This window comes from Streptomyces sp. NPDC102490 (assembly GCF_044765285.1).
GTDB lineage: Bacteria > Actinomycetota > Actinomycetes > Streptomycetales > Streptomycetaceae > Streptomyces.
On sequence record NZ_JBIWJU010000006.1, the window covers coordinates 303,017 to 325,551 of the forward strand.

The 22,535-nt window shown below is 73.5% G+C and carries 18 protein-coding genes; 5 read left to right on the forward strand and 13 right to left on the reverse strand.

Going from position 1 to position 22,535, the window contains the following annotated elements; translation table 11 throughout:
- Positions 1–20: 20 nt before the first annotated feature.
- From ACIRGB_RS15680 to ACIRGB_RS15710, 7 genes are all read right to left on the reverse strand, one after another.
- Positions 21–1,169 (reverse strand): acyl-CoA dehydrogenase family protein, encoded by a 1,149-nt coding sequence (locus tag ACIRGB_RS15680; RefSeq protein ID WP_403864171.1) that lies wholly within the window; start codon positions 1,167–1,169, stop codon positions 21–23.
- Positions 1,170–1,203: 34 nt separating this feature from the next.
- Positions 1,204–3,078, reverse strand: coding sequence for a biotin carboxylase N-terminal domain-containing protein (locus ACIRGB_RS15685; RefSeq protein ID WP_403864175.1), 1,875 nt, complete (start codon positions 3,076–3,078; stop codon positions 1,204–1,206).
- A gap of 8 nt (positions 3,079–3,086) precedes the next feature.
- Positions 3,087–4,685, reverse strand: a complete 1,599-nt coding sequence (locus ACIRGB_RS15690) for an acyl-CoA carboxylase subunit beta (RefSeq protein WP_403864178.1) — start codon at positions 4,683–4,685, stop codon at positions 3,087–3,089.
- 37 nt (positions 4,686–4,722) lie between these two features.
- Positions 4,723–6,405, reverse strand: coding sequence for an acyclic terpene utilization AtuA family protein (locus ACIRGB_RS15695; RefSeq protein WP_403864181.1), 1,683 nt, complete (start codon positions 6,403–6,405; stop codon positions 4,723–4,725).
- The gene (locus tag ACIRGB_RS15700; RefSeq protein ID WP_403864184.1) at positions 6,402–7,232 is read right to left on the reverse strand and encodes a TIGR03084 family metal-binding protein; all 831 of its coding nucleotides are present in this window, start codon (positions 7,230–7,232) and stop codon (positions 6,402–6,404) included. The genes ACIRGB_RS15695 and ACIRGB_RS15700 overlap by 4 nt, the downstream gene beginning before the upstream one ends.
- A 162-nt stretch (positions 7,233–7,394) precedes the next feature.
- Positions 7,395–9,164 carry a serine/threonine-protein kinase gene (locus tag ACIRGB_RS15705; RefSeq protein WP_403864187.1) on the reverse strand — a complete coding sequence of 590 codons (1,770 nt, stop codon included), beginning with the start codon at positions 9,162–9,164 and terminating at the stop codon, positions 7,395–7,397.
- Positions 9,165–9,249: 85 nt separating this feature from the next.
- Positions 9,250–10,239 (reverse strand): EamA family transporter, encoded by a 990-nt coding sequence (locus ACIRGB_RS15710; protein WP_403864190.1) that lies wholly within the window; start codon positions 10,237–10,239, stop codon positions 9,250–9,252.
- Between the two features lie 196 nt (positions 10,240–10,435).
- Between ACIRGB_RS15710 and ACIRGB_RS15715 the strand changes: the two genes are divergently transcribed.
- The gene (locus tag ACIRGB_RS15715) at positions 10,436–10,888 is read left to right on the forward strand and encodes an NUDIX hydrolase (RefSeq protein WP_403864193.1); all 453 of its coding nucleotides are present in this window, start codon (positions 10,436–10,438) and stop codon (positions 10,886–10,888) included.
- Positions 10,889–10,981: 93 nt separating this feature from the next.
- Positions 10,982–11,605, forward strand: coding sequence for an SUKH-4 family immunity protein (locus tag ACIRGB_RS15720; protein ID WP_403864196.1), 624 nt, complete (start codon positions 10,982–10,984; stop codon positions 11,603–11,605).
- A 47-nt stretch (positions 11,606–11,652) separates the two neighbouring features.
- On the opposite strand, the gene ACIRGB_RS15725 is transcribed toward ACIRGB_RS15720, so the two are convergent.
- From ACIRGB_RS15725 to ACIRGB_RS15740, 4 genes are all read right to left on the reverse strand, one after another.
- Positions 11,653–12,225 (reverse strand): DinB family protein, encoded by a 573-nt coding sequence (locus ACIRGB_RS15725; RefSeq protein ID WP_403864200.1) that lies wholly within the window; start codon positions 12,223–12,225, stop codon positions 11,653–11,655.
- Between the two features lie 185 nt (positions 12,226–12,410).
- Positions 12,411–13,976 carry an FG-GAP-like repeat-containing protein gene (locus ACIRGB_RS15730; protein ID WP_403864203.1) on the reverse strand — a complete coding sequence of 522 codons (1,566 nt, stop codon included), beginning with the start codon at positions 13,974–13,976 and terminating at the stop codon, positions 12,411–12,413.
- Between the two features lie 109 nt (positions 13,977–14,085).
- On the reverse strand, positions 14,086–14,835 hold the full coding sequence (locus tag ACIRGB_RS15735) for an SDR family oxidoreductase (protein ID WP_403864206.1): 750 nt from the start codon (positions 14,833–14,835) through the stop codon (positions 14,086–14,088).
- 13 nt (positions 14,836–14,848) lie between these two features.
- Positions 14,849–15,595, reverse strand: a complete 747-nt coding sequence (locus tag ACIRGB_RS15740) for an SDR family NAD(P)-dependent oxidoreductase (protein WP_403864209.1) — start codon at positions 15,593–15,595, stop codon at positions 14,849–14,851.
- Positions 15,596–15,713: 118 nt separating this feature from the next.
- On the opposite strand from ACIRGB_RS15740, the gene ACIRGB_RS15745 reads away from it, so the two are divergent.
- Entirely contained in the window at positions 15,714–16,313 is a 600-nt protein-coding gene (locus tag ACIRGB_RS15745) for a TetR/AcrR family transcriptional regulator (RefSeq protein ID WP_403864212.1), read from the forward strand.
- 172 nt (positions 16,314–16,485) lie between these two features.
- On the opposite strand, the gene ACIRGB_RS15750 is transcribed toward ACIRGB_RS15745, so the two are convergent.
- On the reverse strand, positions 16,486–19,338 hold the full coding sequence (locus ACIRGB_RS15750) for an FAD-linked oxidase C-terminal domain-containing protein (RefSeq protein WP_403864215.1): 2,853 nt from the start codon (positions 19,336–19,338) through the stop codon (positions 16,486–16,488).
- Between the two features lie 111 nt (positions 19,339–19,449).
- On the opposite strand from ACIRGB_RS15750, the gene serC reads away from it, so the two are divergent.
- Positions 19,450–20,568, forward strand: a complete 1,119-nt coding sequence (gene serC, locus ACIRGB_RS15755) for a phosphoserine transaminase (RefSeq protein ID WP_403864218.1) — start codon at positions 19,450–19,452, stop codon at positions 20,566–20,568.
- 71 nt (positions 20,569–20,639) lie between these two features.
- On the opposite strand, the gene ACIRGB_RS15760 is transcribed toward serC, so the two are convergent.
- Positions 20,640–21,188 (reverse strand): hypothetical protein, encoded by a 549-nt coding sequence (locus tag ACIRGB_RS15760; RefSeq protein ID WP_403864221.1) that lies wholly within the window; start codon positions 21,186–21,188, stop codon positions 20,640–20,642.
- A 128-nt stretch (positions 21,189–21,316) separates the two neighbouring features.
- Here ACIRGB_RS15760 and ACIRGB_RS15765 point away from each other — a divergent pair, with 128 nt between their 5' ends.
- Positions 21,317–22,516 (forward strand): methyltransferase, encoded by a 1,200-nt coding sequence (locus ACIRGB_RS15765; protein WP_403864224.1) that lies wholly within the window; start codon positions 21,317–21,319, stop codon positions 22,514–22,516.
- Positions 22,517–22,535: the final 19 nt, after the last annotated feature.

The following is a 22,535-nucleotide window of genomic DNA, read 5'->3' on the forward strand; positions in this document are numbered from 1 at the left end:
CCAGTACGGACCGGTGTGGGCTAGTACGACTTGGGCAGGCCCAGGGTCTGGTGGGAGACGTAGTTGAGGATCATCTCCCGGCTCACGGGCGCGATCCGGGCGACGCGCGACGCCGTGATCAGCCGGGCGAGCCCGAACTCGCGGGTGAGGCCGTTGCCGCCGAGGGTGTGCACGGCCTGGTCGACGGCCTTCACGCAGGCCTCCCCGGCCGCGTACTTGGCCATGTTGGCGGCCTCGCCCGCGCCGACGTCGTCGCCCGCGTCGTAGAGGTGGGCCGCCTTCTGCATCATCAGGCGAGCGAGTTCGAGGTCGATGTGCGCCTGCGCGAGGGGGTGCGCGATGGCCTGGTGGGCGCCGATGGGCGTCTTCCAGACGGTGCGTTCGCGGGCGTACTCGACGGCCTTCGCGAGCGCGTGGCGGCCCATGCCGATCGCGAAGGCGGCCGTCATCACGCGCTCGGGGTTGAGGCCCGCGAAGAGCTGGAGCAGGCCCGCGTCCTCGTCGCCGACCAGGGCGTCGGCGGGGAGGCGTACGTCGTCGAGGGTCAGCTCGAACTGCCGCTCCACGGCGTTGAGTTCCATGTCGATGGGGCGGCGCTCGAAGCCCTCGGCGTCGCGCGGGACGATGAAGAGGCAGGGCTTGAGCCTGCCGGTGCGGGCGTCCTCGGTGCGGCCGACGATCAGGGTGGCGTCGGCGAGGTCGACGCCGGAGACGAAGACCTTGCGTCCGGTGAGGACCCACTCCCCGGTGGCCGCGTCGCGGCGGGCGGTGGTGGTGATGCGGTGGCTGTTGGAGCCGGCGTCGGGTTCGGTGATGCCGAAGGCCATCAGGCGGGTGCCGTCGGCGAGGGGCGGGAGCCACGCGCGTTTCTGTTCCTCGGTGCCGAAGCGGGCGATGACGGTGCCGCAGATCGCCGGGGAGACGATCATCATGAGGAGGGGGTTGCCGGCGGCGCCCAGCTCTTCGAGGACGAGGGAGAGTTCGGTGATGCCGGCGCCGCCTCCGCCGTATGCCTCCGGCAGGTTGACGCCTATGTAGCCGAGCTTGGCCGCGTCCTGCCATAGGCGTTTGTTGTCTTCGGGGGTGGTGGTGTGGGGGTGGGTGCGGGCGAAGGTGGATACCGCTGCGCGGAGGGACTTGTGCTCTTCGGATGCGAGGAGAGGGGTCATCTCTGTGCTCCTTCGGGTGCGGGTTTCGTCGTGGTTACTCGCGCAGTTCCCCGCGCCCCTGACCGGCGTCTTCCTCTACTACGGCCAAGAGGGCGCCGACCTCCACCTGCCTGCCCGGCTCGGCGTTCAGCGCGGTGAGTGTTCCCGTGGTGGGAGCCGTGATCCTGTGTTCCATCTTCATGGCCTCCAGCCACAGCAGGGGCTGGCCCGCCTGGACGGGGGCGCCCTCGCTCAGGCCCTCCGCGACGCGGACGACCGTGCCCGGCATGGGGGCCAGGAGGGAGCCGGGGGCGTGCTGGGTGGTGGGGTCGGGGAAGCGGGGCAGGGCGGTGAGGCGGGTGGTGTTGACGTGGAGGTGGTCGCCGTAGCGGGCGATGGTGAAGGGGCGTTGGACTCCGTCCGTTTCGAGGACGACCCGTTCGGCGTCGGCGTGGACGACGCGGACGCCGTCGGCGGTGAGTCCGGTGCGGGTGTGGTGGTAGCGGACCTCGTGCTCCTCGCCCGCCATGGCGTAGCGCTTGACCTGCGGTTGCGAGGGCAGGTTGCGCCAGCCGCCGAAGCGTCCCGCGCGGGTGCTCGCGTCGGCGAGGGCGGCGGCCAGCGGGGCGAGGGGGTCGGGGGCCGGCTCGGTGAGGGCGGCCAGGTGGCGGTCGTAGAAGCCGGTGTCCATGCGGCCGGAGGTGAACTCCTCGTGGCGCAGGGAGCGGACGAGCAGGTCGCGGTTGGTGACCGGGCCGTGGATCGCCGCCCGCTCCAGGGCACCGGCGAGGCGGCGGACGGCCTCCGCGCGCGTGGGTGCGTGGGCGACCGCCTTGGCGAGCATCGGGTCGTAGTGGACGCCGATGTCGTCGCCGTCGGTGTAGCCGGTGTCCAAGCGGATGCCGTCCGGGACGGCGAGGCGGTGCAGGCGGCCGGTCTGCGGGGCCCAGCCGCTCGCCGGGTCCTCGGCGTACAGGCGGGCCTCGACGGCGTGGCCACACGCGCGCGGGGGGTCGTTCTCGAGCGCGTGGCCTTCGGCGATCCGGAGTTGGAGGGCCACCAGGTCGATGCCGAAGACCTCCTCCGTGACGGGGTGTTCGACCTGGAGGCGGGTGTTCATCTCCAGGAAGTGCGCCCTGCCGTCGGCGACGAGGAACTCGACGGTGCCCGCGCCGACGTAGTCGACGGCGCGGGCGGCGCGTACGGCGAGGTCGTGGAGTTCGGCGGTGAGTGCGGCGGTCAGGCCGGGTGCCGGGGCTTCCTCGATGACCTTCTGGTGGCGGCGCTGGAGGGAGCAGTCGCGGGTGCCGAGCGCCCAGACGGTGCCGTGGGTGTCGGCGAGGATCTGCACCTCGACGTGGCGGCCGTGCTCCAGGTAGGGCTCGACGAAGACCTCGCCGTCGCCGAAGGCGCTGGTGGCCTCCGCGCGGGCGGCGGTCAGTTCGGCGTCGAGGTCGGCGAGGTCGCGGACGACGCGCATGCCGCGTCCGCCGCCGCCCGCCGCCGCCTTCACCAGCACCGGCAGGTCGGCCTCGGTGACATCGGTGAGGGGCGCGATGCCCATCAGTTCCTTGGCGCGGGTCTTGGACGCCATCGCCTCGATGGCCTCGGGCGGCGGTCCGATCCACACCAGGCCCGCCTCCCGTACGGCGCGGGCGAAGTCGGCGTTCTCGGAGAGGAAGCCGTAGCCGGGGTGGACGGCGTCGGCCCCGGCGGCGACGGCGGCCTTCACGATCAGGTCGCCGCACAGGTAGGTGTCGGCCGGGGACGCGCCCGGCAGGCGTACGGCCGCGTCGGCCACGCGCGCGTGGAGGGCGTTCTCGTCGGCGTCCGAGTGCACGGCGACGGTGCGGATGCCCGCCTCCCGGCAGGTGCGGAAGATCCGGCAGGCGATCTCGCCCCGGTTGGCGACCAGTACGGAAGCAATCATGTGGTTCCTCACATCCGGAAGACGCCGAAGCCGCCGCGCGCGCCCTCGTAGGGGGCGGTGTGGAGGGCGGACAGGCACAGGCCGAGGACGGTGCGGGTGTCGCGCGGGTCGATGACGCCGTCGTCGTAGAGCCGCCCGGACAGGAACATGGGCAGCGACTCGGACTCGATCTGCTGCTCCACCATGGCGCGCAGGGCGGCGTCGCCCTCGTCGTCGTACGGCTGTCCCTTCGCGGCGGCGGACTGGCGGGCGACGATGGACAGGACGCCGGCGAGTTGCTGCGGGCCCATGACGGCGGACTTGGCGCTGGGCCAGGCGAAGAGGAAGCGGGGGTCGTAGGCGCGGCCGCACATGCCGTAGTGGCCGGCGCCGTAGGAGGCGCCCAGGAGGACGGACAGGTGGGGGACGCGGGAGTTGGAGACCGCGTTGATCATCATGGCGCCGTGCTTGATGATGCCGCCCTGTTCGTACTCCTTGCCGACCATGTAGCCGGTGGTGTTGTGGAGGAACAGGAGCGGGATGTCGCGCTGGTTGGCGAGCTGGATGAACTGGGCGGCCTTCTGCGACTCCGCGCTGAACAGGACCCCTTGGGCGTTGGCGAGGATGCCGATCGGGTAGCCGTGCAGGCTCGCCCAGCCGGTGGTCAGGCTGGTGCCGTACAGCGGTTTGAACTCGTCGAAGTCGGAGGCGTCGACGATCCGGGCGATCACCTCGCGCGGGTCGAAGGGGGTCTTGAGGTCGCCGGGGACGATGCCGAGGAGTTCCTCGGGGTCGTACTTGGGCGGCTCGGCCAGCGGCGGGTCGGCGTACGCCTTGCGGTGGTTGAGGCGAGCGACGACCCGGCGGGCCTGGCGCAGGGCGTCCGGTTCGTCGACGGCGAAGTGGTCGGCGAGGCCGGAGGTGCGGGCGTGCATCTCGGCGCCGCCCAGCGACTCGTCGTCGCTCTCCTCGCCGGTGGCCATCTTGACCAGCGGCGGCCCGCCGAGGAACACCTTGGCGCGCTCCTTGACCATGATCACGTGGTCGGACATGCCGGGGATGTACGCGCCCCCGGCCGTGGAGTTGCCGAAGACGACGGCGATGGTGGGGATACCGGCCGCCGACAGCCGGGTGAGGTCCCGGAAGATCGCGCCGCCGGGGATGAAGATCTCCTTCTGGGAGGGCAGGTCGGCGCCGCCGGACTCGACGAGGCTGATGCAGGGCAGCCGGTTGGCGAGGGCGATGTCGTTGGCGCGCAGGGCCTTCTTCAGCGACCAGGGGTTGCTGGCGCCGCCGCGCACGGTCGGGTCGTTGGCGGTGATCAGGCACTCGACGCCCTCGACGACACCGATGCCGGTGACGAGCGAGGCGCCGACCGTGTACTCGCTCCCCCAGGCCGCCAGCGGGGACAGCTCCAGGAAGGGCGTGTCGGGGTCCAGGAGCAGTTCGATGCGCTCGCGGGCGAGGAGCTTGCCGCGCTTCCGGTGCCGGGCGACGTACTTCTCGCCGCCGCCCGCGAGGGCCTTGGCGTGTTCGGCGTCCAGGTCGGCGAGTTTGGCGAGCATGGCCTCGCGGTGGGCGCGGTGGTCGGGGGCAGTGGGGTCCAGGGCGGAGGCGAGGACGGTCACGGCAGGACCTCCGGGGCGGGGGTGTACGGCGGGACGGTCACAGCAGGCTCTCCGGGATGTCCAGGTGCCGGGCGCGCAGCCATTCGCCGAGCGCCTTGGCCTGCGGGTCGAAGCGGGCCTGCGCGGCGACTCCCTCGCCGAGGATGCCCTCGACGACGAAGTTGAGGGCGCGCAGGTGGGGCAGTTGGTGCCGGGTGACGGGCAGGTCGCGGGCCTCGGGGATCAGCTCGCGGAACCGGTCGGCGGTCAGCGTGTGGGCGAGCCAGCGCCAGGCGTCGTCGGTCCGCGCCCACACGCCGACGTTGGCGTTGCCGCCCTTGTCGCCGCTGCGGGCACCGGCGACGAGGCCGAGGGGGGCGCGGCGGACGGGGCCCGGTGGGAGTGGCCGCGGCAGGGGTGGTTCCGGCACAGGTGCGGGTACGACGGTGTCCTGGGTCGTGGTCGGAGCCGGTGCCACACTGACGCGCCGCCCGTCATGGAGGACGGCCACATGGTCGACCGCCCCATGGGGGACGTACACATCCTCGAAGACCCCGTAGGGCGCGCCCTTCCCGGGTGGCGCCAGCACATGGAACCCGGGGTAGCCGGCCAGGGCCAGTTCGATCGCGGCGCCGCTCAACGCCCGTCCGACGAGCTGCTGGTCGGCGTCCCGGACGACCAGCCGCAGCAGGGCGCTGGCCGTCTCCTCGGTGGGGGCGTCGGGCCGGTCGGTGCGGGCCAGCTCCCAGCGGACGTCGGTGATCTTGCCGAGGGCGGGTTCCAGCTGCGCCCGGACCAGCTCGGCCTTGGCCTCGATGTCGAGGCCGGTGAGGACGAAGACGACCTCGTTGCGGAAGCCGCCGAGGCGGTTGAGGCCGACCTTGAGGGTGGGCGGCGGTGCCTCGCCGCGCACGCCCTCGACGCGGACGCGGTCGGGACCCTCCTGGCCGAGCCGTACGGTGTCCAGCCGGGCGGTGACGTCGGGTCCGGCGTACCGGGCGCCGCCCGTCTCGTACAGCAACTGGGCGGTGACCGTGCCGACGTCGACGAAGCCGCCGGTGCCGTCGTGCTTGGTGATGACCGAGGTGCCGTCGGCGTGCAGTTCGGCGAGCGGGAAGCCGGGCCGCCGTACGTCGCCGTCCTGGAAGAAGGCGTAGTTGCCGCCGGTCGCCTGCGCCCCGCACTCCAGCAGGTGCCCGGCGACGACCGCGCCCGCGAGCCGGTCGTACTCCGTCGGCCCCCAGCCGAAGTGCGCGACGGCGGGCCCGGTGACCAGCGCGGCGTCGGTGACGCGGCCCGTGACGACCACGTCCGCGCCGGCCCGCAGGCACTCCGCGATGCCGAAGCCGCCGAGGTAGGCGTGCGCGGCCAGCGCCCCCGGGTGGGCGGCGGTGAGGTCGTCGCCCTCGACGTGCGCGACCCGCACCGGGACACCGAGCCGCTCGGCCAGCGCCCGTACGGCGTCGGCGAGTCCGGCCGGGTTGAGGCCGCCCGCGTTGGCGACGATCCGCACGCCCCGCTCGTGGGCGAGCCCGAGGCACTCCTCCAGCTGCCGCAGGAAGGTGCGGGCGTATCCGGCGCCGGGGTCCTTCAGCCGGTCCCGGCCCAGGATGAGCATGGTCAGCTCGGCGAGGTAGTCGCCGGTGAGGACGTCCAGCTCGCCGCCGGTGAGCATCTCGCGCATGGCGGAGAAGCGGTCGCCGTAGAACCCGGAGGCGTTGCCGACGCGGAGCACGCTCACCGGGCCTCCCCCTGCGACGGGCGCCCGGCTCCCGGCGGGCGTCCGGCTCCGGGCGGGCGTCCGGCTCCCGGCGGTCCGGCGAAGGCCTGGGCGATGTCCAGCCAGCGGTCGGCGTCCTGGCCCTCGGCAGTGAGGGCGAGGTCGGCGCGGTGGGCGCGCTGGGTGGCCAGGAGGCAGAAGTCGAGCGCGGGTCCGGTGACGCGCTGCGGGGCGTCGTCGGGGCCGTACGTCCACAGGTCGCCGCCCGGGCCGGTGAGTTCGACGCGGAAGGGCTCGGCGGGCGGGGTGAGCCCGTGCGCGGCGTAGGCGAAGTCCCGGGCGCGGACGCCGATGCGGGCGACGTGGCGCAGGCGGTCGGTGGGCGGGCGGGACACGCCGAGGGTTGCCGCGATGTCGAGGCCGTGGGCCCAGGTCTCCATCAGGCGGGCGGTGGCCATGGACGCGGTGGCCATGGGCGGGCCGTACCAGGGGAAGCGGGCACCGGGGGCGGCGGCGCGCAGTGCCTCGTCGAGGGCGGTACGGTCCTGCCGCCAGGCCGCCAGCAGCGCGGCGGGGTCCTGCTGCGCCCCGGCCTCGGCGCCGTCGTCGACGTACCGGTCGGGCGCGGCGAGGGCCTGCTCGACCAGTCCCGCGAACCCGTCCTCGTCGGTGACGGCTACCAGGGCGGCCCGGTCGGTCCAGTTCAGGTGCGCGATCTGGTGGGCGATCGTCCAGCCGGGCGCCGGGGTGGCCAGCCGCCAGCCCTCCGGTCTCAACCCGGCGACCAGGGCGTCGAGTTCCTCGCTCTCCTCGCGCAGGTCGTCGATCACGAGCGTCGGGTCGGACACGGTCGCTCCCCTCGGGCACGGCGATGTGCGGCGCGGTGTGGGGAGGAGCATGGCAGGACGGCGATTAACAATCAAGCATGCTTGCATGATTTTAGGCGACGGGCACCGGAGTGCCCTGGTCGGTACGGCTTCAGACCATCTCGATGATCACGATGATCTCGATCATTCGGCGGCCGGCCACACCGTCATGTCGAACGTGAGGAAGCCGATCTCCGGCATGGCGGTCGACTTGACCTGGATCACCAGCAGCGCGATGTCCCCGTTGCGGTGCTTGACGCAGATCTCGCTTCCCGCCGCCTTGTCGGCCAGCAGGAGTTCGTGGGAGGCCTCCGGGTCGGAGGTCAGCCGACGGCACGTCTCGTAGGTGGCGCCGGGGCCGAGGACGTTCCCGACCATCACGCTGGTGTCACTCTTCAGCTCGCAGCCCGCGCTCTCGCAGCCGAAGAGGATGTCTCCCTTGCGGTCCTTGCTCTCCTTGCCGTTGTGGAGGATCAGCGAGTTGTCGCCCCTCAGCATCGGGGCATAGTAGGCGTGCGCCGCCGGTGCAGTGGGGCCGTCGGACCCCCCGCCCGGCCGTCCGGCCGACGAGTCACCCCCCGCACTGGTCCCTGACGCGGGCTCCTCCCCGGCCGCCGCGGCCGACCCCTCCGCCACCGGACGAGGCGTACCGGACCCGGACCCAGACGGCGCGTCGGACGCCGAGCCGGACGCGACCGCGTCCCGGGCCCGGTCGATGCCGCGTCCCGCCGCGTCCAGAAGCGCCGTCCCCGCCGCGATCAACAGGCCGCACGCGACGACGGCGGAGGCCGATATCAGGACGGCGCGTCTCCGTCGCCGCTTCCGCTCCTCCGGCCCGGTGGGCCGCTGTGGCACGGTCGGCCCCCACGGCCCGGCGGCGCCGGGCCAGGGCGCCGGGACGGCTCCCCGGGGTACGGCCGCCGGCTGCGGGGCGGTCCACGGCGCCGTGTGCGCCGCGGTCGGGCCCGGGACCGCGGCCGGAGCCGGGGCGGTCGCCGGTCCGGTGGCCGCGGCCGGCGGCGGAACCGGCACCGGCGGCCCGGCGATCTCCCGCCACACGGCCGGACCGGCCTCCTCCGCGCCGTCCCGGCCGAGCTCCCGGCGGCAGAACTCGACGATCTCCGCCGGGGTGGCCCGTTCCTCCGGGTCGGCGGCCAGGCACCGGCCGAGCAGGCCGCGCAGGCGTTCGGGCAGCCCGGACAGGTCGGGCTCCGAGTGGACGATCCGGTACAGCACGGTGGCGGCCGGGCCGTCGCCGTACAGCGGCCTGCCCAGTGCCGCGAAAGCGGCCGTCTGCCCGAGCGAGAAGACGTCGGTGGCCGCCGTGATGGCGCCCGCGGAAGCCTGCTCGGGGGCCATGTACTGGGGCGTGCCGATGGTCGCGCCCGTGGCGGTGTGCGCGGTGCCGTCGGCGGCGAGCGAGATGCCGAAGTCGATGACCCGCGGCCCGTCGGCGGCCAGCAGGACGTTCGCCGGCTTGAGGTCCCGGTGCACGATCCCCGCGCCGTGGATGGCTTGCAGCGCCTCGGCGACCCCCGCCATCAGCCACAGCACCGCGGGCACCGGCAGCGGCCCGCTCCGGGCGACGGCGCCCGACAAGGAGGGCCCGGGCACGTACAGCGTGGCCAGCCAGGGCGGGGCGGCGTCCGGGTCGGCGTCGATCAGTTCGGCGGTGTACGCGCCCTTCACCCTGCGGGCCGCCTTGATCTCCCGGCCGAAACGCCGCCGGAAGGCCGGATCGTCGGCCAGTTCCGACCGTACGACCTTGATGGCCACGGGCCGGCCGCCCCGGGTGTGCGACAGGTAGACCCGTCCCATGCCGCCTGCCCCGAGCCGGGCCGCGAGACGGTAACCGGCCACCGTGCGCGGATCGTCGTCCTGCAAGGGCTGGAAGACCTCGGCCGTGTGATTCATCGGTTCCCTCCCCGTGATCCCGATGAGCTGACCAGGTACGCAGCCTATGCGCTGGCGGGGCGGCCGAGTCCCTCGGGGCGCCGGGCTAGGGGCCGTCGGGCAGTGTCTCGGCCCGGCGCTCCTTGGCCCGGCGTCCCTCGGACCGGCGCCCCACCTGGGTTCGTACCGCGCCCATGCTCGCCGCGACGACCAGCGCGATGGCGGCGGACTGGGTGGCGGTCAGGGCCTGGTCGAGGATGAGGAAACCGGCCGCCGCGGCGATGGCGGGCTCCAGGCTCATCAGGACGGCGAAGGTCGGCGCGGGCAGGCGGCGCAGGGCGAGCAGTTCGAGGGTGTAGGGCAGGACGGAGGAGAGCAGGGCGACCCCGGCGCCCAGGGCGAGCGTCAGCGGGTCGATCAGCTTCGCCCCCGACTCGACGATCCCCAGCGGCAGGAACAGCAGCGCCCCGACCGCCATCGCCAGGGCCAGTCCGTCGGCCTGCGGGAAGCGGCGTCCGGTGCGGGCGCTGAAGACGATGTACGCCGCCCACATGGCGCCCGCCGCCAGCGCGAAGGCGGCACCGGCCGGGTCGAGGCCGTCGAAGCCGCCGCCGCCCAGCAGGAAGACGCCGGCCAGGGCGAGCGCGGCCCAGACCAGGTTGACCGCGCGGCGGGAGGCGACCACGGACAGGGCGAGCGGGCCGAGCACCTCCAGGGTGACGGCGGGGCCGAGCGGGATGCGGTCGACGGCCTGGTAGAAGAGGCCGTTCATCCCCGCCATGGCGATGCCGAAGACGACGACCGTGCCCCAGTCGGCCCGGGAGTGGCCGCGCAGCCGGGGCCGGCACACCAGGAGCATGACGACGGCGGCCACGGCCAGCCGCAGGGTCACCACGCCGAGCGCCCCGGCCCGCGGCATCAGGCTCACCGCCAGCGCGGCACCGAACTGCACGGAGATGCCACCGGCGAGGACCAGGCCGACCGGGCCGAGGGAACCGGACCGCCCGCCCGGCGCACCGTCCGGCACGGACGCGTGGCCGACGGCGGGCGCGGCGGCCGGGGGCGGGGTGCCGGGGGTGGCGCTGGGGGTACTCACGGGGGCTCCGGAACGGTGTACGGATGGGCGTCGTTCAACACGCTGCACTGCACAGTTCAGCATAATGGACGCTGTCAGGCATGTAGCACGTCTACGCAACTGTCAGGGCCGGGGCGTACCGCTGTCAACGCCCGTCCGCCGGCCGAGCCGGGACCGCCCGCTCCCGGCCGTACGCCGAACGGGTACCGTCCACCGGGTGAGACGACTCCTGCCCCGCCTCTGGCGCCTGCTGCGCCCCGTCCAGAGCCGCCTGATGTGGCTGCTGAACGCCAAGTTCGTGGTCGGCGTGACCGGCGTCGTCCGGGACGACGAGGGGCGGGTCCTGATGCTGAAGCACCGGATGTGGGCGCCGGGCCGCCAGTGGGGCCTGCCGAGCGGCTTCGCGCACCGGGGCGAGGACTTCCGGCAGACCGTCGTCCGCGAGGTGAGGGAGGAGACCGGCCTCGACGTGGAGGTGGGCCGGCTGGTCATGCTGAACAGCGGCCTGCGCACCCGCCTGGAGGTGGCCTACGAGGCCCGGCTGGTCGGCGGCGAACTGCGCCTGGACCCGTTCGAGATCCTGGAGGCCCGCTGGTGCCGCCCGGACGAACTCCCCGAGGACGTCCAGCCGGTGTGCCGCCCGCTGGTGCGGGGCGAAACGGCGCCCTGAGCAGCGGTTGCGGAAACGAAGTCACAACGACCGTGAAGTGATCCGGCCGGCGCGCACGGCGCCCGTGTCCCGGCCGAGTGGGGAGTCCCGGCAGTGCTTTTCGACGTCACCCGCGGCGAACTCGTCGACGTCTTCGGCGAGTCCCGGCTCGCGACCCTGCCCGCCGCCGCCTTCCCGCCCGTCGCCGCGGACACCGAGGGCGCCCGCCTCCTGCGGACCGTCGGCGTCCCCACCGGGACGCTCCGGCTGCGTGAGCCCGACGAGGACACCGGACGGCTGCCCGCGGTCGGGTCCGTCGTCGACCCCGGGGACTTCGACGACGCCCCGCCGGACGCGGGCGACTGGCCCGCCTTCGGCTGGCTCCTCAACGCCCACCTCGCCCTCGACCCGGGCTCCGGCAAGGTGTACGCCTTCGACGCCGACGAGGAGACCGTGCGGGAACTGCACACGGACGTCTCCTCCCTCGTCCGGGTCGCCGCCCGGTTCCAGCGCCTGCTGGCGGAGTTCACCTTCGACGGCGACGACGACGAGGAAGCCGGATTCGAGCGGCTCGACCGCGAGGTCGAGCGCATCCGCCGGGAGACGAGCCGCGTCGACCCGCTCCCCTTCCGGGACGAGGAGGACGAGGAGACGGTCTGGTCGGTGGTCGGCGAGGAGATCGCCATGGGCCAGCGCTTCGAGGACGGCAGCCCGGGGGCCCGCTCGCTCTACGGGTGAGCACCCCGCCGCGCCCGCCGGTTCCCGCTCGGCCGGACCGCCGCCGGTCACCCCATGCTCTTGGCGCCGTCCAGGGACTCCCGGATGATGTCGGCGTGGCCGGCGTGCTGGGCGGTCTCGGCGATGATGTGCATCAGCACCCGGCGTGCCGACCACGCGGCGTCCGCCTCGAACCACGGCGCCTTCGGCAGCGGCTGCGTGGCCCCCAGGTCGGGCAGCGTGGCGATCAGTTCATCGGTCCGCCGGGCCACCTCGGCGTAGTCATCCAGCACACCGGCCAGCGTCTCGCCGGGCAGCATCTTGAACTCGTCCGCCCGCCGGGTCCAGTCGGCCTCGGTCATGGCCGTGAAGTCCGGCATCGCCGACGGGCCGTTCAGGATGAAGTCGCCCCAGCTCCGCTCGCCCGAGGTCATGTGCTTGATCAGGCCGCCCAGGCACAGCTCACTGGCGGTGGTCCGCAGCCCGGCCTGCTCGTCGGTGAGGTCACGGGTGGTGAAGCGCAGGAAGTGCCGGTGCTTGGTCAGCGTCTCCAGCAGGTCGGCGCGCTCGCCGGTGAGAGCCGGGGCCTCGGTCAGGTCGCGGGGGGTGGGCTCGCTGGTGGTGGACTCACTGGTGGTCATGGTCTCCGCCTTCCGGTGTTCCTGCTCCGTCGGTACGAGGACCACGCTAGGGACCGTCTAGGTCAGACCACGTCCTAGATGGCGGGGCTTCCGGAAAAGGCCCGGAAGCGGAAGAGACCGGACGAGACCCGAAGAGACCCGAAGAGACGGGAAGAGACGGGAAGAGACCGCAAGGGGCAGGTCGCCTAGTGGGCGAGTTCCCCTCCGCCCATCAGCAGGCCCAGCCCCTCGGTGTCGTCGAAGACGTCCCCGGACAGCCGGGTGACGCCCGCGGTGGACGGTCCTTCGACGGTGCCGGGCAGCAGGCGGACGACGCCGTCGACGGTGTCGCTGCCCGGCGCGGTCACCACGAGGTCGGCGTGGGCGTCGCCGTCGAGGTCGGTGAGGCCCACGGCGCTGCCGAAGTCGGCGTCCCCGCCCGGGGCGGCGCCCAGGTCGTCCCCGTCGAACAGCCGGGCCCCCGCCCCGCTGAGCCCGTTTGGCCCGCCCGCCAGGTACAGCACCTGCTCCGGCCCGGGCTGCCCGTACACGTCCCACCGGGGAGCCCCGGCGACCACGTCGGCGTATCCGTCGCCGTTGACGTCGCCCGTGTCCAGGCCGGTGAAGACGGCGTCCTCGTCCTGGGGTTCCTCGCCGGGTACGCCCGGGGTGTCCCGGTCGACGGTCGTCGTCCTCTCCCCCGGCCCGGCCTTCGACCCGTACGCCACCGTCACCGCGCTGCGGCTCGCGTCGCCGCCCCGGGGACTGAGGACCAGGTCGTCGGTGCCGTCCCCGTCCACGTCGCCGATCGCCCCCTCGCCCGCGTCGGGGAGCCGGATGCCCTCGGGCTGGGTGAAGCCGTCCCGGCCGCCGCGCAGGTAACTCACCGGCTGGGTCCTCGCCCGCCAGGGCACCTCGGGTCCGGTGTCGGCGTCGTGGAAGCTCACCAGGTCGTCGACGCCGTCGCCGTCGAGGTCCCCGGCGAGGAGGTCGTCGTAGTTGGCGGCCGCGATGTCCGGGGCGGGCCGGTGCGGAGCGGGGACGCGGCCCGTCCCGGCGGGGGCGCCGTCCCGCCCGAAGGGCCCCTTGAGCAGCCCCTTGCCGGAGCCGAGCCCGAAGACCAGGTCGGAGTGCCCGTCCCCGTCGAAGTCACCGGCGACGAGCTGCTCGTCCAGGATCGGGTCGGTGCCCCAGGCGACGTGGCTGCCATCCGTCCCCGGCACCCGGGCCGCCCGGGAGAGCCCGTCCTCGGACCCCCACAGGAGGATCACGCTCGGCTTCCAGTCGAAGACGGAGGCGGCGAGGTCGGTGTACCCGTCCCCGTCGAAGTCGCGGGCCACGACGTCGGACCCGAAGAACGCCTCGTCCCGGTTGCCGCCCGGTATCCCGGGGTCGTCCTGCGTCAGGTACTGGCAACGGGCGATCCGCGTCCCCGCCCCCGCTCCGTACAGGACCTCGACGCTCCCCCCGCCGGCCCCGTCCGCCACGCTGCCCATCGAGCCGAGGGCCAGATCGGGGTGCCCGTCCCCGTCGAAGTCGGCGGCGCCCTCGGGCGCGGACCGGTCGGAGGCGGGTGCGGAGGCCGCGGCGCTGCGAGCTCCGGCGGTCCCGCACCCGTACGGCGCGGCGATGCCGGCCGGTCCGTCGTCGGCGATCAGCATCCCCGCGGCGGCCGCCAACGCGACGACGGCCGCGCCGCCCCCGATCGCCCACGGCCGCCCGCCGTTCCGCCGCCGCGCCGCCGCCTCCACCCGGTCACCCGAACCGTCCATACGAACGATCACGCGTCGGCCGCCGCACGCGGTTCCGGCGCCTCGGCCGGGCCGACGCGCGGACGGACACGTCCGGGACCCCGCCGCCGCGACCTCCCGACGCACGCCGCTAGTACGCCAGTTCCCCGATGCCTCCGTCGACGCGCAGTACCGTACCCGCGGTGTAGGCGGACTCGTCGGAGGCGAGGTACACGGCGGCCTTGGCCAGTTCCGTGGCGGTTCCCAGTCGATGGAGGGGCACGGTCTGCCGGAGTTCCTCATAGAGGGCGGCCTGGCGTTCGGGGCCGAGAGGGGCGAACGCGTTGGTGACGGTCGGCCCCGGGCTCAGCCCGTTGACGCGGATGCCCCGGTCCCTCAGCTCGTAGGTCAGACCGCGTGCGTAGGAGAGCAGTCCGGCCTTGGCGGCGCCGTAGACGGTCGCGTTCTCGTGGCCTATGTAGGCGGAGACCGAACCGACGAGGATGATCGAGGACTGCGGAGAGAAGAGCGGCAGCAGGTCTCTGATCAGGAAAAACGGCGCCTTGAGGTTGGTCGCGACGAGCCTGTCGAACGCCTCCTCGGTCCATGCGTCGAGCGGCAGGTGGGTGACGTCGGCGGCGTTGCTCATCAGGATGTCGAGCTTGGGCCACTGCTCCCGCAGCCGTGCCGCGAGGTCCGCTTGGGCGGGTACGTCGCCGGCGTCGCTGGCGATGGTCACCAGCGGGCCCTCCAGTTGCCGGGCCGCCTCCTCCAGCCTTTCCCGGGAGCGGCCGGTGATGGCGACGGTCGCGCCTTCGGCGAGGAACTGGCGGGCCGTTTCCAGGCCGATGCCGCTGGTCCCTCCAGTGATCAGAGCGTGTTTGCCCGCGAGACGGTTCATGGTTCCGGTCTCCTCAGATCGCGGTCCGGCCGCCGTCGGCGGCCACGGTCGCGCCGGTGACGTACCCGGCGCGGTCACTGGCGAGGAAGGCGACCACCTGAGCGACCTCGGCGGGGTCCGAGGTGCGCTTGAGGGCGGTGGTCAGGCCCATGCCGCCCAGGTCCGGGCCCATCGCGGCGACCACCTTGGACGTGCGCATCGGTCCCGGGACCACGGCGTTGACCCGTACCTTCGCCTCGGCGAACTCCGCCGCCCAGGTGCGGGTCAGTGATTCGAGCGCCGACTTGGTGGCACCGTAGACGGCCATGCCCGGCATGCCGAGGCCGGCCGCGGTGGAGCTGATGTTGACGATGCTGCCGCCCGCGGCCATCCGCGGCGCGAACAGCGCGGTGAGCAGGAACGGCGCGCGCACGTTGACGGCGAAGGCGGCGTCGTAGTCCGCGAGGTCCTGCCCGGGGGTCGGGGCGAACGTCATCACACTCGCGTTGTTGATCAGGATGTCGACGGTGCCCACGTCGTCGGCCAGCCGCCGCACGGCCGCCGGATCGGACAGATCGGCGGCGACGAACCGCACCGCCGCGGCGGGGGTGCCGCCGCCGGCCGCGCGGAGGTCGGCCACCACCTGCGCACCGCGCTCGGCGTCGCGGCCGGTGAGGATCAGGTCGGCCCCGCCCGCGGCCAGCACCCCGGCCGTCGCGTGTCCCAGCCCGCCGATCGCGCCGGACCCGGTGACGAGTGCCGTCTTGCCTGCGAATTCCATTGCTGCGCCCTTCATGCCGCTCGGTGACCGAGCGACTTCTATGCATGCGTTCAAGAAGTCCTGCAACGGAAGCTACGACTTCTTGAACGTCCAGTCAAGAAGTCGTAGTCTTGGTCGCGTGGCACGAACCGGACGCCCCCGCGAGTTCGACAAGGAACAGACGCTGGCGCGCGCACTCGAACTGTTCTGGACCCGGGGATACGGGGCGACCTCGGTCCAGGACCTGGTCGACGCCCTGGCCGTCGAGCGCGGCAGCCTCTACGGAGCCTTCGGGGACAAGCGCCGCTTCTACCTGGAGGCCGTCAGGCTCTACTGGGAGGTGTACGAGCGGCACCTGACCGCCGCGCTCGACACCGCCCCGCTGCTGCCGGCCCTGCGCGAGATCCTGACCCACCCGACGCGTCTGGACGAACTGATCTCCGACGCGGGTGTGCCGCAGGGCTGCCTGGTCGGCAACACCACCGCCGAACTCGTCCCCCAGGACCCCGAGGCCACGCAGGTCGTGACCCGGTCCTACCGTCGGTTCACCGAGATCGTCACCGACGCCCTGCGCCGCGCCCAGGCCACCGGCGAGGTCACGGCCGCCTCGACCCCCGAAGCCCAGGCGCAGCTCCTGCTCTACATCGTCCAGGGCCTGTCGCTCGTGTCGAGGGCGGGTCTCGACCAGAGCGCGGCGCTGGCCGCCATTGACGCGGCGGTGGACGGGCTGCGGGCGTGATCACCGCGTGCGTGTCGCGGACGACCGGCCGGGGGCCGATCCCGCGGTGGCATCCCGGCCCCCGGGGTCACTCTCCGGGCGTACGCCCAAGTACCGCCCGGTGCTGACGCGTCGAGCAGTGCCGTCCGTCCCCCCTCCCGGAGGCCGCTTTCCACCAGCCGTAGAGGCCCCCTCACTCCAGCCCTTCCGCCAGCACTTCCGCGAGATGCCGCCCCCGCACCCCCGCCAGCTGCTCCAGCTGGGTCCGGCAGGAGTATCCGTCCGCCAGGACCACCGCGCCGTCCGGCGCCTCGCGCACCGCCGGGAGCAGCCGGTCCTGCGCGCACGCGGCCGACACCTCGTAGTGACCGGCCTCGAAGCCGAAGTTGCCCGCGAGACCGCAGCAGCCGCCGCTCAGCTCGCCGGTCAGGCCCGCCGACTCGCGCAGCCGCCGGTCGGCCGCGTCGCCCAGGACCGCGTGCTGGTGGCAGTGGGTCTGGCCGGTGACCGGACGGTTCACGGCGGGCGGGGTCCAGTCGGGGGCGTGGCGTTCCAGGGCCTCCGCGAAGGTCAGGACGCGCGAGGCCAGCCGGGCCGCGCGCGGGTCGTCGTGCAGCAGCTCGGGCAGGTCCGTGCGCAGGGCGGCGGCGCAGCTCGGCTCCAGGACGACGACCGGCGCGGACGTCTCCAGCACCGGGGCCATCAGGTCGAGCGTGCGGCGCATCACCGCGCGGGCCCGGTCCAGTTGGCCCGTCGACACGTACGTCAGGCCGCAGCAGACCCGTCCCCGGCGGGCCGTCAGCAGGGCGAGGGCCGACCGCGACGTGCCGTCCCCGACCACCGCACGGCCCCGCAGCGTCGGCGGCGGCACCACCCGCAGCCCCGCCGCCTCCAGCACCCGTACGGCCGCGCGGCCCACGGACGGCGAGAGGTGCTCGGTGAAGGTGTCGGGCCACAGGACCACCAGGTCGCCGGTCCGCCCGGCAGCCGGACGCCGCCCCCGCCACCACCGGCTGAACGTCTCCCCCGCCAGCCGCGGCACCTCCCGCTCCCCCGCGATCCCTCCGAGCCGCTTCGCCACCGCGGCCAACGGCCGCACCGACGCGAGCGCGTTGACGACCGGCGCCAGCCGCGCCCGTGCCGCCCAGCGCAGCCACACCGGCAGCCACCCCATCGTGTAGTGGGCGGCGGGGCGGCGGCGCCCCGTGTAGTGGTGGTGCAGGAACTCCGCCTTGTACGTGGCCATGTCGACCCCGACCGGGCAGTCGGAGCGGCAGCCCTTGCAGGACAGGCACAGGTCCAGGGCGTCCCGCACCTCCGGCGAGCGCCAGCCGTCCGTCACCACGTCCCCGGCGAGCATCTCGTGCAGGAGCCGGGCGCGTCCGCGCGTGGAGTGCGCCTCCTCCCCCGTCGCGCGGAACGACGGGCACATCACCGCCGGGCCGGACACCGACGTCGTACGGCACTTGGCGACCCCCACGCAGCGGCGCACCGCCGCCGAGAAGTCCCCGCCGTCGGACGGATACCCGAACGCCACGTCCACCGGCTCGCGCGGCAGGACGGCGAAGCGGAGGTTCGCGTCGAGCGGCGCCGGGCGGACCAGCATGCCGGGGTTGAGGAGGTCGTCCGGGTCCCAGACGGCCTTCGCGCGCGCGAAGAGCGCCACCGTCTCCTCCCCGTACATCCTCGGCAGCAGCTCCGCCCGCGCCTGCCCGTCCCCGTGCTCCCCGGACAGCGAACCCCCGTGCGCCACGACCACGTCCGCCAGCTCCTCCGAGAAGCGGCGGAAGCGCGCCACCCCGTCAGCCGTCAGCAGGTCGAAGTCGATGCGTACGTGGATGCAGCCGTCGCCGAAGTGCCCGTACGGCGTGCCGCGCAGGCCGTGGGCGGTCAGCAGCGCCCTGAAGTCCCGCAGGTAACCGCCCAGCCGGGCCGGTGGCACCGCGCAGTCCTCCCAGCCCGGCCACGCCTCCGAGCCGTCCGGCATCCGCGTCGCCGTACCGCTCGCGTCCTCCCGGACCCGCCACAGCGTCCGCTGCCCGGCCGGGTCGGTGACCACCAGCGCGTCCACCACGTCGGCCGCCCGGACCACCGCGTCCGCACGCGCGCGTGCCTGCGCCGGGGTGTCGCCGCCCGTCTCCACGAACAGCCAGGCACCGCCCCGCGGCAGCCCCTGCGGGGACGGCACCAGGTCCACCGCCATGCCCTCCACGGTCAGCGGGCCGAGCGGCAGCAGCCCGGCCGCCGCCTCCGCCGCGGCGGCCTCGTCGGCGTAGCCCAGCACCGCCAGCGCACGCGCGCGGGGCGACTCGACCAGCCGTACGACCGCCTCGGTCAGCACGCCGAGCGTGCCCTCCGAGCCGCAGAAGGACCGGGCCACGTCCGCGCCCCGCTCCGGGAGCAGGGCGTCCAGCGCGTAGCCGGAGATACGGCGGGGGAGGTCGGGAAAGCCGGTGCGCAGACGCGCCAGGTCGCCGTCCACCAGCGCGCGCAGGCCCTCCGGCGCCCCGGCCCACTCCCGCCCGAGCCGCAGCCGCTCACCGCGCGCGGTGAGCACGGACAGCTCGCGCACACTGTCCGCCGTCGTGCCCCAGGCCACCGAGTGGGAGCCGCAGGAGTTGTTGCCGATCATGCCGCCGAGCGTGCAGCGGCTGTGGGTGGAGGGGTCGGGCCCGAAGCGCAGCCCGTGCGGCGCGGCGGCGTCCTGGAGGCGGTCGAGAACCAGCCCCGGCTGGACGACGGCCGTACGCCCCTCCGGATCGAGTCCGACCAGCCGGTTCATGTGCCGGGTGAAGTCCAGCACCACCCCCGTGCCCGTCGCCTGCCCGGCGATCGACGTCCCGCCGCCCCGCGCCACGACCGGCACCCCGCGCTCCCGACACACCTCCAGCACGGCCGCCACGTCGTCGGCGTCCCTCGGCGCGACCACGCCGAGCGGGACCCTCCGGTAGTTCGAGGCGTCCATGGTGGTCAGCGCCCGGGAGGTGGCGTCGAACCCGACCTCGCCGCGGACGGCCCTGCGCAGTGCTGCCTCCAGATCGGTCATGCCCTCCAGCATGGGCTCTCGTGGCTCCGTACAGGTCCGCACGGCGGAGATCTCGTCTCATCGGACGGACATGTCTTCGCCCGGTTTGGCCGAGGCGATACCCTCCGGCTCGTGGCTGAGATCCAGATTCCTGCTGACATCAAGCCCGCGGACGGTCGATTCGGCGCGGGCCCCTCCAAGGTGCGGGTGGAGGCGCTGGACGCCCTGGCCGCCACCGGTACGTCCCTGCTCGGCACCTCCCACCGCCAGGCGCCCGTCAAGAACCTGGTCGGCAAGGTCCGCGAGGGCATCCGCGAGCTGTTCCGGCTCCCCGACGGCTACGAGGTGATCCTCGGCAACGGCGGCTCCACCGCGTTCTGGGACGTGGCGACCCACGGCCTGATCGAGAACAAGTCGCAGCACCTGAGCTTCGGCGAGTTCTCCTCCAAGTTCGCCAAGGCCGCGAAGCTCGCCCCGTGGCTGGCCGAGCCGACCGTGGTCTCCTCCGACCCGGGCACCCACCCCGAGGCGCGCGCCGAGGCCGGCGTGGACGTGTACGGCCTCACGCACAACGAGACCTCGACCGGTGTCGCCATGCCGATCAAGCGGGTGGCCGGTGCCGACGAGGGCGCCCTCGTGCTGGTCGACGCGACGTCCGGCGCGGGCGGTCTGCCGGTGGACATCGCCGAGACCGACGTCTACTACTTCGCGCCGCAGAAGTCCTTCGCCTCCGACGGCGGCCTGTGGATCGGCGTGTTCTCCCCGGCCGCGCTCGAGCGCGCCGAGCGGGTCCACGCGTCCGGCCGCCACGTCCCGGAGTTCTTCTCGCTGCCGACCGCGATCGACAACTCCCGCAAGAACCAGACGTACAACACCCCGGCGCTCGCGACGCTCTTCCTGCTGGGCGAGCAGCTGGACTGGATGAACGGCCAGGGCGGCCTGGACTTCACCACCGCCCGCACCAAGGACTCCTCGTCCCGCCTGTACACGTGGGCCGACGAGTCCAAGTACGCCACCCCGTTCGTCTCCGACCCGGCCAAGCGCTCGCAGGTCATCGGCACCATCGACTTCGCCGACGACATCGACGCCGCCGCCGTCGCCAAGGTGCTGCGCGCCAACGGCATCGTCGACACCGAGCCGTACCGCAAGCTCGGCCGCAACCAGCTGCGCGTCGCGATGTTCCCGGCGATCGACCCGGCAGACGTCGAGGCGCTCACCAAGTGCGTCGACCACGTCATCGAAAAGCTGTAACCCACACCGGTACGACGACGAAGGGCGCCCGGCGGACTGTCCGCCGGGCGCCCTTCGCACCTTCGCAGGCCCTACTCCCCGACGAACAGCTCCTCGGCGCGCACCGCGCTCAGAGAGCGGTCGAGCCAGGTGCCCAGCACGTCGAGATCGGTGCACTCCGCAACCCGCTCCCGGACGGAGTCGGGGATCTCGACGCCCCGCACCTCGAGAATGTGCAGAATGTCCTCGGCTTTGCCCTCGGCCTGGCCCTTGGCGCGGCCTTCGCGCCAGGACTCCTCGACGATCGTGTTGCTGCCGGGAAAGTTCGGGGTGTAAGTGGCCATCAGATGCCTCCAGTAGTCACGACCCGGGCCCTCACCCAGACCGATTTCGACGATCTCCGCCCAGTCCACACGGTCCACGTCCCCGCCCTCGTCCGTCTCACCGTTGCCCTCGGACCCGGACTTGTCGGCGTCGTCCGCCACTCCTGACGCCAGCGCGTCCAGTATCGCAGTCAGCCCCGGATCCTTGGCGTGGGCGAGCGCGGAGAAGACGGCGACCCCAAGGTCCCGGGCGGCCTCGTCCGCCTCGGTGATCACAGGAAGGATGCCGGGCCCCAGAACCAGCGGGAAGACGACCATGCTCGTGTGCCAGAACTGGGGCCGCGCTGGAGCAGCCTCAGCCGTCACCGCTACGACGGGCCCGGGCGCTTGGTGCTCAGTCGGTCGTGCTTGAAGCTGACACCGTGTGAGGACCTAGCGTGGGCGCCGTGGACGACGACGGGGTGTGGTGGACGGTCGGGGAACTGGCGCTGGCGTCCGGGGTGTCGGTGCGGGTGTTGCGGCACTGGGACGCGTTGGGGGTCGTGTCTCCCGAACGTACGCCGAGCGGGCATCGCCGTTACGGCCCCGCGCACGTCACCCGTCTCTACCGGGCGATGGCCCTGCGCCGGACCGGTCTGGGGCTTCGCCGGATCGCCGCGTTGCTGGACCACGAGGACCCGGACCCGGCAGCGACCCTGCGCGCCCACCTCGACGACGTCGAGGAGGACCTCCGGCGGCGAGGCCGGCTCCGCGACCGGCTGGTGGCCGCGCTGGAGAGTTCGAAACCGGACCAGTTGATGAAGGTGATCGAGACCATGACCATGTTCGAGCAGTATGTGCACGGCTACCGTTCCGAGGAGAGTGCGCGCCTCGCGGACCAGGCGGACGCCCTGGTCGAGCTGCTGCACGGCGACACCCGTTTCCGGCCCGGCGAACGGGTCCTGGAGATGGGGTGCGGCGTGGGTGCTCAGACCATCACCCTGGCGTCACGGAGCCCGCACGCGGACTTCGTCGCGTCCGACATCGCCCCCGACTCGCTGGAGTCGGCCTCGCGTCGCGTCGCCGCCGCGGGGCTGACGAATGTCGAGTTCGCCGCGAAGAACGTGTTCGATCTTCCCGAACGCGAGGGCGGGTTCGCCGAGGCGTCCTTCGACCACGTCTTCGTATGCTTCCTGCTCGAACACCTGCCCTCTCCGGTCGACGCGCTGCAACGGCTGCGTCGCCTCGTCCGGCCCGGCGGCACGATCACCGTCATCGAGGGCGACCACGGCTCGACCTACTTCCATCCGGACGACGAGGCCGCGCGCGCGGCCATCGCGTGCCAGGTGACGTTGCAGCGGCACGCGGGCGGCGACGCCCTCATCGGGCGGCGGCTCTTTCCCCTGCTGCACGAGGCGGACTGGGCGGACATCGCCGTCACCCCGCGCACCGTCTATGTCGACGGCAGTCGGCCGGACCTGGCCGACAGCTTCACCAGGCGTACCTTCACCGCGATGATCTCCGGTGTCCGAGAGCCCGCCGTCGCGGCGGGGCTGATCGACCCGCACACCTTCGACGCGGGCATCGCCGCGCTACGACGGACGGCCGAACCCGACGGAGTGTTCTGCTACACGTTCTTCAAGGCGGTCGCCCACCGCCGGACTTGACCGTGGCCCACGCGAGCGC